The sequence below is a fragment of the Paenibacillus sp. AN1007 genome (genome assembly GCF_040702995.1).
Classification (GTDB): Bacteria; Bacillota; Bacilli; order Paenibacillales; family Paenibacillaceae; genus Paenibacillus.
On record NZ_CP159992.1, the window covers coordinates 1,654,877 to 1,668,404 of the forward strand.

At 47.8% G+C, this 13,528-nt stretch carries 14 protein-coding genes; all 14 read left to right on the forward strand.

Annotated features, from left to right (window positions below; genetic code table 11):
• Positions 1 to 146 precede the first annotated feature (146 nt).
• The 14 genes from amaP to spo0A all read left to right on the forward strand — a co-directional run bounded on the left by amaP (position 147) and on the right by spo0A (position 13,472).
• Positions 147 to 686, forward strand: a complete 540-nt coding sequence (gene amaP / locus ABXS70_RS07500) for an alkaline shock response membrane anchor protein AmaP (RefSeq protein WP_366295064.1) — start codon at positions 147 to 149, stop codon at positions 684 to 686.
• A 14-nt stretch (positions 687 to 700) separates the two neighbouring features.
• A complete protein-coding gene (locus ABXS70_RS07505; protein ID WP_342551793.1) occupies positions 701 to 934 on the forward strand; it encodes a DUF2273 domain-containing protein in 234 nt (77 codons plus the stop codon).
• Between the two features lie 214 nt (positions 935 to 1,148).
• Positions 1,149 to 1,601, forward strand: coding sequence for a transcription antitermination factor NusB (gene nusB / locus ABXS70_RS07510; RefSeq protein WP_342551792.1), 453 nt, complete (start codon positions 1,149 to 1,151; stop codon positions 1,599 to 1,601).
• 97 nt (positions 1,602 to 1,698) lie between these two features.
• Positions 1,699 to 2,556 (forward strand): bifunctional methylenetetrahydrofolate dehydrogenase/methenyltetrahydrofolate cyclohydrolase FolD, encoded by an 858-nt coding sequence (folD, locus tag ABXS70_RS07515; RefSeq protein WP_366295068.1) that lies wholly within the window; start codon positions 1,699 to 1,701, stop codon positions 2,554 to 2,556.
• 10 nt (positions 2,557 to 2,566) lie between these two features.
• Positions 2,567 to 3,931 carry an exodeoxyribonuclease VII large subunit gene (gene xseA / locus ABXS70_RS07520; protein ID WP_366295071.1) on the forward strand — a complete coding sequence of 455 codons (1,365 nt, stop codon included), beginning with the start codon at positions 2,567 to 2,569 and terminating at the stop codon, positions 3,929 to 3,931.
• Positions 3,921 to 4,178, forward strand: a complete 258-nt coding sequence (xseB, locus tag ABXS70_RS07525) for an exodeoxyribonuclease VII small subunit (protein WP_342551789.1) — start codon at positions 3,921 to 3,923, stop codon at positions 4,176 to 4,178. The genes xseA and xseB overlap by 11 nt, the downstream gene beginning before the upstream one ends.
• Positions 4,171 to 5,076, forward strand: a complete 906-nt coding sequence (locus ABXS70_RS07530; RefSeq protein ID WP_342556383.1) for a polyprenyl synthetase family protein — start codon at positions 4,171 to 4,173, stop codon at positions 5,074 to 5,076. The genes xseB and ABXS70_RS07530 overlap by 8 nt, the downstream gene beginning before the upstream one ends.
• Positions 5,077 to 5,353: 277 nt before the next feature.
• Positions 5,354 to 7,261, forward strand: a complete 1,908-nt coding sequence (gene dxs, locus ABXS70_RS07535; protein WP_342551788.1) for a 1-deoxy-D-xylulose-5-phosphate synthase — start codon at positions 5,354 to 5,356, stop codon at positions 7,259 to 7,261.
• A gap of 44 nt (positions 7,262 to 7,305) precedes the next feature.
• The gene (locus ABXS70_RS07540) at positions 7,306 to 8,151 is read left to right on the forward strand and encodes a TlyA family RNA methyltransferase (protein WP_342551787.1); all 846 of its coding nucleotides are present in this window, start codon (positions 7,306 to 7,308) and stop codon (positions 8,149 to 8,151) included.
• Between the two features lie 88 nt (positions 8,152 to 8,239).
• On the forward strand, positions 8,240 to 8,725 hold the full coding sequence (locus tag ABXS70_RS07545) for a hypothetical protein (RefSeq protein WP_342551786.1): 486 nt from the start codon (positions 8,240 to 8,242) through the stop codon (positions 8,723 to 8,725).
• Between the two features lie 84 nt (positions 8,726 to 8,809).
• On the forward strand, positions 8,810 to 9,259 hold the full coding sequence (argR, locus tag ABXS70_RS07550; RefSeq protein WP_110895260.1) for a transcriptional regulator ArgR: 450 nt from the start codon (positions 8,810 to 8,812) through the stop codon (positions 9,257 to 9,259).
• Positions 9,260 to 9,282: 23 nt separating this feature from the next.
• On the forward strand, positions 9,283 to 11,001 hold the full coding sequence (gene recN, locus ABXS70_RS07555; protein WP_342551785.1) for a DNA repair protein RecN: 1,719 nt from the start codon (positions 9,283 to 9,285) through the stop codon (positions 10,999 to 11,001).
• Between the two features lie 120 nt (positions 11,002 to 11,121).
• Entirely contained in the window at positions 11,122 to 12,450 is a 1,329-nt protein-coding gene (gene spoIVB / locus ABXS70_RS07560; RefSeq protein ID WP_342551784.1) for a SpoIVB peptidase, read from the forward strand.
• Positions 12,451 to 12,653: 203 nt separating this feature from the next.
• A complete protein-coding gene (gene spo0A, locus ABXS70_RS07565; RefSeq protein ID WP_342551783.1) occupies positions 12,654 to 13,472 on the forward strand; it encodes a sporulation transcription factor Spo0A in 819 nt (272 codons plus the stop codon).
• The last annotated feature ends 56 nt before the right edge of the window (positions 13,473 to 13,528 follow it).

A 13,528-nucleotide genomic window follows, 5' to 3' on the forward strand; every position in this document is an offset into this window, starting at 1 on the left:
AAGACAGATTTCCCCCGGCACTTCTGTCGGGGGTTATCCCGTCTTGGACATGTCTCAGGTGGTCCTCCTGCACTGGACAAGGATAGATATGTTATGCTATTCAGCAGGTTAAGCAATGTGAGTGAGCAAGGGAGGCTGTGCAGTTCGTGGCTAAAATACTGGATCGGCTTCTGTTGTTTATATACAGCATAAGCGTAGGCGCAATATCGGCAGCGGTTATCTTACTGATTAGCGGCGTGCTGCCATACGAATTGAATTACCAGCAGGAACAAAACGTTATTGTGGCTTCCATTGTCGCAGCAGCGGTTTTGTTTGTCCTGAGTTTACGTTTTTTCTACATCTCGATTCGGCGTGAGCGCGGTTCGCTGCCGTCTGTGGATCAGCGTACCGAGTTTGGAGATGTACAGATATCAATGGAGACGATTGAAAATCTCTGTATGAAAGCCACTTCCCGCTTTCGCGGAGTACGTGATGTCAAAGCACGCATTCGCGTGGTTGAGTCAGGACTGGAGATCAAGATTCGTGCTGTTGTGGATGGGGAGACTCCTATTCCGGCGCTGACGACGGATCTTCAGAAGGCGATACATGATCATGTGCAGGAGATTACGGGAATTCCGGTTTCTTTTGTAACTGTGTATATCGCTAATGTGACCCAGGCGCCTAACTACAAGAGCCGCGTGGAATGAGGTGAGTTTCACTGATGTTGTGGAAAGAGATTTGGGATAACTATAAGGGACGGATTCTCGGCATTGCCTTTGGTATCCTATTAGGGTTTCTTTATGTATGGATCGGTTTTTGGGATATGTTGTTCTTTGCACTCTTGGTGTTCATCGGTTATACGTTTGGCAGACGAAGCGATGCGAAGCTGGGCTCGTTTATTCCCTGGGGGGAGTTGCGGCAGTGGCTTGGGGATCGCTGGCGTCCGTTCAAATAAACCTATCAGAACCCTGCAATATGTTTCTTCCGAAAATAGAACTGTAGTTTGAGCTGCCCGATTTTCGGAGGAAACGTTTTGCAGGTTTTTTTGTGAAAAGAGATCGCAATATCAGAGAGGTCCCATGGGTATCCTGAATAGGTAACGAAGTGGTTCCTCGAATTTAAAATAAGCATGATGACGCTCGAGAAATGAGCGCTGCAGGAGGCAGGACATGAAAAGACGTTTGGCAAGGGAAATTGCAGTACAAAGTCTGTATCAGATGGAAATGAACGAAGTAGGTGCAGCTGAAGCGGTTAATATGCTGATCAATGAAGCGGCTGAGGAAAATGAGACCGATGTGGTTATCCGCGACGCCGATGTGATGCGCAGCTACGTTACCGAATTGGTGCATGGAGCATGGAGCCACAAAGAAGCGATTGACGGATTGCTTGTAGATTATTTAAAAGGCTGGCAGCTGAGTCGTTTATCACGTGTAGATCGTCAAATTTTACGTTTGTCTACGTATGAAATGGTATTCCGTGATGACGTTCCGGCTAAAGTTTCTGTCAATGAAGCGATTGAACTGTCGAAGTATTTCGGTACAGATGAATCAGGCAAGTTCGTCAACGGTGTTCTTGGCCGCATGATTCAGGAAGTAGACAGCATCAAGCAAAAATTGTCCTAAGGAACAAGTTTGAATGACACGATAGGCAGCTTATCATGTGAGGTTACATCCAGATCGTTTTATCTAATATATGTTCATATAAGGGAGAGAGAGTCCAATGACAGCATCTATTATTAACGGTAAAGAAGTATCCCAAGAGCTCCGCGCAAGCATGACCGCAGAAGTAAAACAGCTTGGCGAACAGGGCGTAACACCTGGTCTGGCTGTTGTGCTCGTCGGCGAGGACCCGGCTTCTCAAGTTTATGTGCGTAATAAGGAAAAAGCATGTCATGACCTCGGTTTCTATTCCGAAGTGCATCGTTTGGATGCGGATACGTCTCAGGCTGATCTGCTTACTTTGGTGGACAAGCTGAACAATCAAAAATCCATTCATGGTATTCTGGTGCAGCTTCCGCTCCCAAGTCACATTGAAGAGAAAGCGGTCATTGATGCGATTGCTGTTGAGAAAGATGTGGATGGATTTCATCCTGTTAATGTAGGAAACCTTGTAATTGGAGATGACAGCCTGCTGCCTTGTACTCCTGCGGGTGTCATTGAATTGATCAAACGCACGGGGCTGGAGATGTCCGGTAAACATGCGGTAGTTATCGGTCGCAGTAACATTGTGGGCAAACCGGTATCCCTGCTGCTTCAGCGTGAAAATGCAACGGTGACCATGTGCCATTCTCGTACAGCTAATATGAAAGAAATTACGCGTCAGGCAGATATTCTAGTTGTGGCAATCGGGCGTGCCAACTTTGTGGATGCTTCATACGTAAAACCGGGTGCGGTTGTCATTGATGTCGGGATGAATCGTCTGGATAACGGTAAACTCGCAGGTGATGTGGATTTTGAAAGTGTAAAAGAGGTCTCCGGACCAATTACACCTGTTCCCGGCGGCGTAGGCCCGATGACGATTACCATGCTGATGCAGAACACTCTGATCGCGGCTAAGCGCGCTCACGGATTGGCCTAGGGTTTTGTCTGTGGCAGATCAGAAAATATACTCTATTAAAGACCTGAATCGATATATCCGAATGAAGCTGGAATCGGATCAGGTTCTGTCGGACGTCTGGCTGCGCGGAGAGATTTCCAATTTCACGCATCACTCCAGCGGACACATGTATTTTACGTTAAAGGATAAAGACAGCCGAATCAAATCCATCATGTTTGCATCCCATAATCAGCGTTTGCCCTTTGTACCGAAAGAGGGTGCGAGGGTTATCGCGCGTGGGAATGTGTCGGTGTATGAGCGGGACGGGCAGTATCAATTTTATGCGACACATATGCAGCCAGATGGGATAGGCAGTCTGTATCTCGCTTATGAACAGCTGAAAAAGAAACTGGAGGACGAAGGGGTGTTTTCCCCAGCGCGTAAGAGACCTATTCCGCGATATCCACATACGATCGGTGTTGTCACTTCTCCTACCGGAGCTGCCGTTCGTGACATTATGATTACGCTGCAGCGGAGGTATCCGTCGGCCAGAGTTGTGTTATATCCGGTACTTGTTCAGGGGAAAGGGGCAGCTCCCTCCATTGTGAAAGCGATAGGGAACCTGAACGCTATGGGTGAAGCAGATGTAATGATTGTAGGCCGGGGCGGCGGGTCATTGGAAGAGCTTTGGGCCTTTAATGAAGAGATCGTAGCCCGTGCAATTGCGGCTTCGACCATTCCGGTGATCTCTGCGGTCGGACATGAAACAGATTTTACCATTGCAGACTTTGCTGCGGATTTACGTGCTGCCACGCCGACGGCGGCTGCGGAACTTGCTGTACCGAATCGTGCTGAATTATTGGAACAGATCGGGCAAAGACAGCGTCAGCTGCAGAACAGCCTGCGGCAGCGTGCAGTCTATCATCGTGAACGGCTGGCTCGTCTGCAGCGCTCTCCAGTCCTTGTGCATCCACGCAGAACGCTGATGCAGCATACAGAGCGCCTGGATATGCTCCAGCAGCGCCTGCAGCGAAGTGTGGATACGCGGATGAAATGGACGGGGGAAAAGCAGGAAAGGCTCCGTGCCGCCCTGCAGCGCTTTAACCCTCGTGACCAGGTGAATACCGCTCACCGGGACAATGCAGCAGCTCGCAGACAGCTTGAACTCGCAATCCGTTCGATTACACGCAGCAAGCAGCAGCAGTGGAAGTCACTTGTGCGGCACCTTGATGCGCTTAGTCCGCTAAAGGTGATGTCTCGTGGTTATAGTCTTGTGTATGACGAGCAGGAGCAGCGTTTGATCAAATCGTTAAAAGATGTGCAGCCAGGAGATTCAGTCAAGATCAAATTAGCGGACGGACAGCTCGACTGTCAGGTCTGGGGAATGAAGGAGGATAACAACATCCATGGCGAATGAACCGGAACTGAATTTTGAAGAGGCAATGGCGGCATTGGAAGACATCGTAGGACAGCTTGAGCATGGAGATGTACCTCTGGAGCAGGCGATTGATTTGTTTCAGCGCGGCATGAAGCTCTCCCAGTTATGCGGCCTGAAGCTGGAACAAGTGGAACGCAAGATCGAGATGATCGTAGAAGAAGATGGAGAGCTTCGCAAGAAGCCTTTTGGCACGGCAGAGGAAGAGAGCGGTGAGATTCATGAGTAACCGTCCTTCGTTCGAAGCCTATCTTCAGGAGATTACAGGTGAAATTACTGAAGCGTTGAAGCACATTCTGCCAGAGCACTGGGATGTGCCTCGTTCACTGACGGAAGCGATGCAGTATTCTTTAATGGCCGGAGGCAAGCGCCTTCGTCCGCTTCTGGTCGTTGCTGCGGCGGAAGCCTTCGGTGCGGAGCGTAAAGCTGCGATGCCGGCAGCCTGCGCCGTGGAGATGGTTCATACATACTCCTTGATCCACGACGACCTGCCTGCTATGGATAATGATGATTATCGCAGGGGAAAATTAACGAATCACAAAGTTTATGGTGAAGCGACAGCCATCCTTGCGGGTGATGCGCTGCTGACCCATGCTTTTTACAGCATCGTGCAAGCGGGACGTCAAAACGGAATACGCGCTGAAGCGCTGTTAGCTATTGTTGAAGATTTGGCTGAGCTTGCGGGAGCAAGAGGCATGGTAGGTGGTCAGGTTGCCGATATGGAAGGCGAGCAGGGCATGACCGATTTATCTCAGCTCCAATACATTCATCTGCATAAAACAGGTGATTTGATTGTCTTCTCCCTGCTTGCAGGGGCACGTATCGGCGGAGCGTCAGAAGGACAGCTGGAGGCGCTTCGGGTATTTGGGCGTGATCTGGGACTGGCGTTCCAGATTCAGGATGATATCTTGGACCTGACGGGCGACGAGCAGAAGATGGGCAAAAAAACGCAAAGTGATGTGAATCAGCAGAAGGTAACTTACCCTTACTTTATCGGCATGGAAGCTTCGGCTGCCGAGGTGAAGACACTCACGCAATCCGCTAAAGATGCGCTTGAACGAGCACAACTGCCAGATGCTTCCCGGTTATTGGAGATTGCAGATTACCTGATGAGTCGTGATCATTAACATCTACCGGGTGATTCAAAGTGAAACTGACAGTGTAATGAATGTAATGGCCTTCTGATGCCCATTAACAAAGACTTATGCAATAATTCAGGAATACATAATACAGAGTCGTTGGAATATATACTTGAAGCGAATCATTCGTAATCAGGTTCGGCAGGCTGTAAATTATGATTCTTGTTGATTTATGGTATAATGGTTCAATGTTATTCCATCAATTACGCATACTAAATGATAAATGTTCAATAAACAAACATTCTAGGAAAGCGGGGAGATTCTCGTGCTGCTTCCACAAATTAAACAACCCAGTGATCTAAAGGTGATGTCCCAGGATGATCTTGTCCTTTTGTCGGCAGAAATCCGGCAGTTTCTCATTGAGAAGCTGTCCGTTACGGGCGGACATCTTGCACCAAACTTAGGAGTGGTTGAGCTCACGGTGGCCCTGCACTACTGCTACAATAGTCCAACAGATAAAATGATTTTTGATGTAGGGCATCAGGCATATGTGCATAAAGTTTTGACAGGGCGCATGGATCGTTTTGATACGCTGCGTCAACAGAACGGATTATGCGGATTTGTCAAACGGAACGAAAGTGAACATGACGTATGGGAAGCCGGACACAGCAGCACTTCATTGTCAGCTGCCATGGGAATGGCTCTGGCTCGTGACCTTAAAGGGGAAGAGAACCAAGTCATTGCCATTATTGGTGATGGAGCACTTACAGGTGGTATGGCATTTGAGGCACTTAACCATATCGGTCATGAGCAGCGCAAACTGATGGTTATTTTGAATGACAATGAAATGTCCATCGCTCCCAATGTGGGAGCCATGCACAAATATTTGAGTAAAATTCGTTCAGATCGTCATTATCTGAAAGCAAAAGATGATGTAGAAGGGATTCTCAAAAAAATTCCGGCTATTGGCGACCGTCTGGCGAAGTCGGCGAGCTGGATTAAGGACAGCGTCAAATATATGATGGTTCCAGGAGTGCTTTTTGAAGAACTGGGCTTCACGTACTTGGGTCCTATTGATGGGCATGATATACCACAGCTGATTGAAGCGTTCAAACAGGCTGACAATGTAGATGGACCTGTAATGGTTCACGTGCTTACAACGAAGGGCAAAGGTTACCAACCTGCTGAAGCCGATTCCCATAAGTGGCATGGCATTTCACCCTATAAAATTGAATCAGGTCAGGTGCTGAAAGCCGTCGGAAAACCGATGTACACGGAAGTGTTTGGTCAGACACTCATTGAACTCGCCAAAGAGGACCAGCGCATCGTTGCTGTAACACCTGCGATGCCTACGGGCTCGGGGCTTATTCCCTTCAGCAAGGAGTTTCCGGACCGTATGATTGATGTAGGTATTGCTGAACAGCATGCAGCCACCATGTGTGCCGCGCTGGCAATGGAGGGGCTGAAACCTGTCTACGCTGTATACTCCACGTTTATGCAGCGTGCATATGACCAAATCGTTCATGACATCTGTCGTCATAATGCAAATGTGATATTTGCAATCGATCGTGCAGGGTTCGTTGGCCCCGACGGAGAGACTCATCAAGGGGTATACGATGTCGCGTTTATGCGTCACATTCCGAATATTGTACTGATGATGCCAAAAGATGAGAATGAACTGCGTCATATGATGAAAACGGCGCTTGATTATAACGAAGGGCCTATTGCCTACCGTTACCCGCGTAACAATGTGGTTGGTGTGCCTTTGGATGATGTACTGGTCCCTATTCCGATCGGCTCTTGGGAACAACTGCGACCAGCAGAGGGTTATGCCATTATTGCCTCAGGGTCAATGGTGCAGTTGGCTGAGGAAGCTGCAGATACGGTGAAACGAGAAGGAATGAATGCTGGTGTAATCAATGCGCGTTTCCTCAAACCGCTGGATGAACAAATGCTGCGTGACCTGGCAGTTCGGGGCACGAAGCTGATTGTGCTGGAGGAGACATCCCAAGCAGGCAGTATGGGAAGTGCGGTATTGGAATTTTATGCTGAACAGGGAATGCATGATGTTCAAGTGCATCTGATGGGCATTCCGGATCGCTTTATCGAGCATGGCAGCATCAAGGAACAGCGTGAGGAAGTTGGACTTACGGTGGAGAATGTATGTGCTGAACTGCGCAAAATGGCCGTTCAATCTTCATACGGAATGTCCAAAACACGTTTCCCTTCCTAATAGAGGAATCAACGTAATGAATTATCAGCGGATAGGAGAAAGACATGTCACTCCCGAAAGAACGAATTGATGTGCTGCTGGTGGAACAGGGCTACTACGAGAGCCGTGAGAAGGCAAAGGCCGCAATCATGGCTGGACTGGTGTATGCCAACAATGAGCCTATTGAAAAAGCAGGCATGAAAATTCCCAGGGACGCCGAACTGAAAGTGAAAGGTTCGGTTCATCCTTATGTAGGCCGAGGCGGACTAAAGCTCGAAAAAGCGATTCGTCACTTCGGACTCGATATGAATAAACTTGTCATGCTGGATATAGGATCATCCACTGGCGGTTTTACAGACTGTGCTCTACAGCATGGTGCATCCCACGTGTACGCCATTGACGTCGGATATAACCAGTTGGACTGGTCATTGCGTAATGATGAGCGGGTCACCGTTATGGAACGCACAAATTTCCGATACGTCACACCTGAGGATCTGAGCGGTCCTGTGCCTAACTTTGCGAGTATTGACGTCTCCTTTATTTCGCTGCGAATTATTCTACCGCCGCTGTTAGCTCTGCTGCAGCAGCCTGCAGATATTGTGGCTTTAATCAAACCGCAATTCGAAGCTGGTCGGGATAAAGTGGGTAAATCAGGCGTCGTCCGTGATCCAAAGGTGCACAAGGATGTGCTGCAGATGATGCTTCACTTCGGGTGTCAGCTTGGTTTGAACCTGAAAGGTTTGACATTCTCACCGATTACAGGTGGAGAGGGTAACATTGAATTTCTTGCACACTGGCGTCTGGAAGCACCAGAGGCCGCACAACCAGAGCAGGACAAGTCTTCACTTGATGCACTTGCAGAGCAGGTGGCGAAGGAAGCTTCACATACGTTTACCGGAAACTCATCATAGGATGGGTTTCTTTTCGCTTGAAAGATGATGTTTTGGGATAAAGGAAAACGGTTGTTCGATCTCGAATATGTCATCGAGGTGAGCAGTGATGAATGGTCAATATGACACCATTGTAATTGGTGTATTTGCTGTCTGTTTGATCGTATGGTTGTTTATCGGACTGCGAAACTGGTTGAATCGCCCCATCCCCGTAAGTCTGGCAGAACTGCAGCTCAATGAGAATATACAAGATTCGCCTGCCTTGATTTTACTTGAAGCGAATGGATATGACGTGATCGGTGGTAAAATGAAAGTACCTCTTGCCTTTGAGGCGAATGAGTCCGTATTATACAGCAGGTTATTTATTGATTATGTTGCGGAGCGTGAGGAAGCCAGATATTTAGTCAAAACATCGCGTCGCAGACAGCCGCTCGAACTGAGTGGACCTGCCGTGAGAGATCGTCTGCTCCCTTACCTTTTATTGTATCCAGGATGTGAAGGGCTGCTGTATGTAGACATTGAACATTCCGATATTATTGTAATCAGACTCATGGATTATCAGGAAGAAGTGTATGATGGAGAGGATCTGGACTAATATATAGTAAGCATGAGACAGGTGTGGGACAGCATTGCGGTGAAAATCCCGCTTAATTGCAATAACATTTTATTGGAGGCATGTATGAAAGGACAACGACATATTAAGATTCGTGAAATTATAAGCCAAAACGAAATTGAAACTCAGGATGATCTGGTGGAAGCGCTGCGTCAATCGGGTTTTCAGGTGACACAGGCCACGGTATCTCGTGATATTAAAGAGCTCCTGTTAATCAAGATTCCGATGGATGATGGGCGATATAAATATTCGCTGCCGACAGACCAGCGCTACAATCCGATTCAAAAACTCAAGCGTGCCTTGGTGGACAATTTTCTGCACATTGATCATACAAACAATCTCGTGGTTATGAAATGTTTGCCGGGAACAGCAAACTCCATTGCAGCACTGCTTGATAATATTGAATGGACCGAAGTGATGGGTACGATCTGTGGGGATGATACCATCCTTATTATCTGCCGCACAGAAGATAACAGCGTTACTGTCATCGAGCGGATCATGGGATACATTGCTTAAATCAGCCGGAGGTGTTTTTGCAGATGTTAGTTACATTATCGATTCGCAATCTGGCCGTGGTGGAGGAAGTGGATGTTGTCTTTCATCCGGGATTTCATGTTTTATCCGGGGAAACCGGTGCAGGTAAATCCATTATTATAGATGCTCTTGGTTTGATTGCGGGTGGCCGGAGTTCAGCCGATCTGATCAGATATGGATGCGACAAGGCAGAGATGGAAGCGCTGTTTGAGATGGAACCCAGTCATCCGGTATGGAGCACACTGGAACAGCTCGGTATTCATTGTGAGCCCGAGGAGCATCTTGTCATCCGGCGCGAATTGAACATACAGGGAAAAAGTACGTCCCGTATTAACGGGCAGCTTGTTAATTTGACGATGCTGCGTGAAGTTGGGGAGAAGCTGATCAATATTCATGGTCAGCATGAGCACCAGAGTCTGCTGCGTGCAGAAAGCCATCTCGGGCTGCTGGATACGTACGGCTCTGAATTTATCGGCCCGGTTAAAGCGAGATATCAAGAGCGTTACAGCAAATTTATCGCTGCCGAGAAAGAATTGCGAGCGCTCCAAGAGTCAAGCCAGCGGGCTTACCAGCTGCTGGATATGTATCGCTTTCAGCTTGAGGAAATCGCTGCGGCCAGTCTTGCCCGCGGTGAAGATGAATTACTCGGCGAAGAACGGGTCAAACTATCCCATAGTGAGAAAATGATGGACAGCGTTGCTGGTGCTTATGAACTGCTGAATGGACAGCGAGGATTGGAAGCGGTTAGCATAGCTCTATCCCGAATTGAAGATATTTCTGGTTATGACAGCAAAGGATTACAGCCGATTGTAGAGCAGCTGCAGTCTGCCTTTTATCAATTGGAGGATGCAGCGTTTCAGCTTCGAGACTACCGGGAACGGATCGAATTTAATCCGGGCCGGCTGGAGGAAGTGGAACAGCGATTGAACTTGATCTCTGGACTGAAACGCAAATACGGAGACAGTGTTGAACACATTTTAAATTACTACGAACAGATCAGTCACGAAACGGACCAGCTCGAAAACAAGGATGAACGTTTGGAAAAGCTTCGTTCGGAACGTGATAAACTGCTGCTGCTCGTGATGGAGTCAGCTGAGGAACTGAGCAGAGTGCGCAAGCAGTGCGCCGAAGAGCTGGCTGCTCAGGTGGAGAGTGAACTTAAGGATCTGCAGATGGAACGGACTTCACTCCGTGTTCAGATTGTACCTGCTGAAGATCCGAAGGGCATTGAATGGAATGGACGCCGCATTCGATTCAGCCGTCAGGGGGCTGACAATGCAGAATTTCTGATTTCACCGAACCCTGGAGAACCTCTTCGTCCACTGGGCAAAATCGCTTCCGGTGGTGAATTGTCTAGAATTATGCTGGCAATGAAGAGCATTTTTGCTCGTCATGACCGAATTCCGGTATTGATTTTTGACGAGGTGGATACAGGGGTCAGCGGCCGGGCAGCCCAATCCATTGCGGAGAAGCTTCATCGTTTGTCTTCAACATGCCAGGTTTTCTCCATAACACATCTTCCTCAAGTGGCCTGCATGGCAGATCATCAGTACCTGATTGAAAAGCATGTTTATGACGGGCGTACGATGACTCAAGTTGAATCGCTGTCTGAGCAAGGGCGAGTGAAAGAATTGGCACGTATGCTCGGTGGTGTGGAAATTACAGAAAAAACACTGCATCATGCGCAGGAAATGCTGAATCTGGCGGAAGCCAAAAAAGGGTGAAACGAACGACTGGCGTAATGTTTGACAGTAATAAAAGCCTGGGGGCAGGGTTATCTTATAGGTACGCAATTGGCGACCACCTTTCGTCAAGCGAAAGAAGCAAAGGGAGTGTGACAGCCATTGAATTCCCCCCTCAGGAAAAAAATGCTAGGTCTTTTATTTGCCTTCTTTCTATGTGTACTCAGTCAGGTCATTCAGCCGATGCAAAGTTATGCTTCCCTGCCTGATGAAGTTCAGGTGTTTGCGGGCAGGCAGGCAGACGTAAGGCTGGCAGTACCTGCAGCTTCAAGTGCAGTTGTTGATAGACCCGATATCGTTGGATTGGATCATCAATCCGCGTTGAAGGTTACTCGGCAGCAGCCTCTGCATCTTCATCCTCAGCAGACAGGACATGCCAAACTGACCTTGAAATTATGGGGTAAGATCCCTGTTAAAACGGTCAATGTGAACGTAATTCCTGATCTGCGTGTTGTTCCCGGGGGTCAAACGATTGGCGTCAAAGTTAAATCTGCAGGTATCCTCGTTGTCGGACATCATCTCGTGCGCTCCAATCCGGATGAGCGAAAATCACCAGGCGAAGCCGCGGGTATCAAACTAGGTGACTTGATTACTCATATGGATGGCAAACGTCTGGATGGTGTAGCTGGCGTGGCTGAAGCCGTTGAACTTGCTGGTAAACGTAATCAAAGTATTCATGTTGTGTTGAAGCGCGGCAGCGAAACGATCAAGACCAAGCTGACTCCAGCGTATGATGCGGAAGACAAAGCCTGGAGACTTGGTCTTTACATTCGTGATTCAGCAGCGGGTGTAGGCACTCTCACCTTCTATGCACCTGATCAAGGGGTATATGGGGCGTTAGGACATGTTATTACGGATATGAATACACAAACGTCTATCGTTGTGGGCAGCGGACAGATCGTGCAGTCTAACGTGACCTCCATTTCAAAAAGTGAAACGGGTGATCCCGGTGAAAAAAGAGCTCATTTTCTTAAAGAAAGCAAAATTCTAGGTAATATCGAACGTAATACAGCATTCGGCATCTTCGGTAAAATGTCTCAAAATCCCGAACACAGTCTGTATTCACAGGGCATCCCCGTCGCTTTTTCACACGAGGTGAAGGAAGGTCCCGCTGAAATTCTGACTGTGGTGGATGGGCAGCAGGTAGAACGTTTCTCCATTGATATTGTACATGTTGCCGATCAATCGGAGCCAGCAACGAAAGGACTCGTACTACGTATTACTGATCCCAAGCTGATCGATAAAACGGGCGGCATTGTCCAAGGCATGAGCGGCAGCCCTATCGTCCAAGATGGCAAGTTAATTGGAGCGGTAACACATGTGTTTGTAAATGATCCGAAATCCGGTTATGGATGCTTTATTGAGTGGATGCTTCAGGATGCCGGTGTTATGATGAGAAAAAACCAAGCGAAAAACCTTAAGGCTGGATAAACAGCTTTAAGGTTTTTTTGTCGAAAGTAAACATATTATATCGGTTGTTGAAATAAAATATTTATTATAAAGGATCAAGAAAAAAAAATAAAGAAAAATAATTTTCGACAGAAGGAATTTCACTTGGCGTGTCGAAAATTTAACGTGTAAGGAAATGTACGAAATTGTAAAAGACGAGGTTCAAATAAAAGGAGGATACCGTTTTGCAAAAAATTGAGGTACTGCTGGCCGATGATAACCGTGAATTTACGAATTTGCTTGCCGAATATATATCCGAGCAGGAAGATATGGAAGTAACCGGTATTGCATACAATGGTGAAGAAGTACTGCAGCTGCTGGAACAAACTCGGGATGTACCGGATGTGCTCATTCTGGACATTATCATGCCTCATCTGGATGGACTCGGTGTGCTGGAGCGCCTGCGCAGCCTGAATCTGTCTCCGCAGCCGAAAGTGATTATGCTCACCGCTTTCGGTCAGGAAAACATCACACAGCGTGCCGTGCAGCTCGGAGCTTCCTACTACATTTTGAAGCCGTTTGACATGGAAGTTCTGGCGAACCGCGTACGTCAGCTTGTGGGCACGCAAACGACAATGTCAACAAGCAGCGGCTCGTCCTCTTCCTCGATGTTTATGAACAAATCCAATGTCGTACCGATGGGTAAACACAAAAATCTGGATGCCAGCATCACGTCAATCATACATGAAATCGGAGTTCCTGCGCATATTAAAGGATATCAGTATTTGCGTGAAGCGATTACGATGGTCTACAACAATATCGAAATTTTGGGAGCGATCACCAAAACGCTGTATCCGGCCATTGCCGAAAAATTCAAAACGACGCCGTCCCGCGTCGAACGTGCCATCCGTCACGCGATTGAAGTGGCATGGACACGCGGCAACATCGACAGCATCAGCCACCTGTTTGGCTACACGATCAACATCAGCAAGTCCAAGCCGACAAATAGCGAATTCATCGCGATGGTCGCTGACAAGCTCAGAATTGAGCATAAGGTGAGCTGAAAGGATCAGGAATAAAGTATAAAAAGCGCACTTCTCCATTCATTCGTCTATAGACG

What these genes read in the sequence shown, in the direction of transcription:
- ABXS70_RS07545 (WP_342551786.1), top strand. Translation starts at nt 8,240, where the DNA reads ATGAATGGTCAATATGACACCATTGTAATTGGTGTATTTGCTGTCTGT.
- nusB (WP_342551792.1), top strand. Translation starts at nt 1,149, where the DNA reads ATGAAAAGACGTTTGGCAAGGGAAATTGCAGTACAAAGTCTGTATCAG.
- folD (WP_366295068.1), top strand. Translation starts at nt 1,699, where the DNA reads ATGACAGCATCTATTATTAACGGTAAAGAAGTATCCCAAGAGCTCCGC.
- ABXS70_RS07540 (WP_342551787.1), top strand. Translation starts at nt 7,306, where the DNA reads ATGTCACTCCCGAAAGAACGAATTGATGTGCTGCTGGTGGAACAGGGC.
- ABXS70_RS07505 (WP_342551793.1), top strand. Translation starts at nt 701, where the DNA reads ATGTTGTGGAAAGAGATTTGGGATAACTATAAGGGACGGATTCTCGGC.
- argR (WP_110895260.1), top strand. Translation starts at nt 8,810, where the DNA reads ATGAAAGGACAACGACATATTAAGATTCGTGAAATTATAAGCCAAAAC.
- ABXS70_RS07530 (WP_342556383.1), top strand. Translation starts at nt 4,171, where the DNA reads ATGAGTAACCGTCCTTCGTTCGAAGCCTATCTTCAGGAGATTACAGGT.
- recN (WP_342551785.1), top strand. Translation starts at nt 9,283, where the DNA reads ATGTTAGTTACATTATCGATTCGCAATCTGGCCGTGGTGGAGGAAGTG.
- xseB (WP_342551789.1), top strand. Translation starts at nt 3,921, where the DNA reads ATGGCGAATGAACCGGAACTGAATTTTGAAGAGGCAATGGCGGCATTG.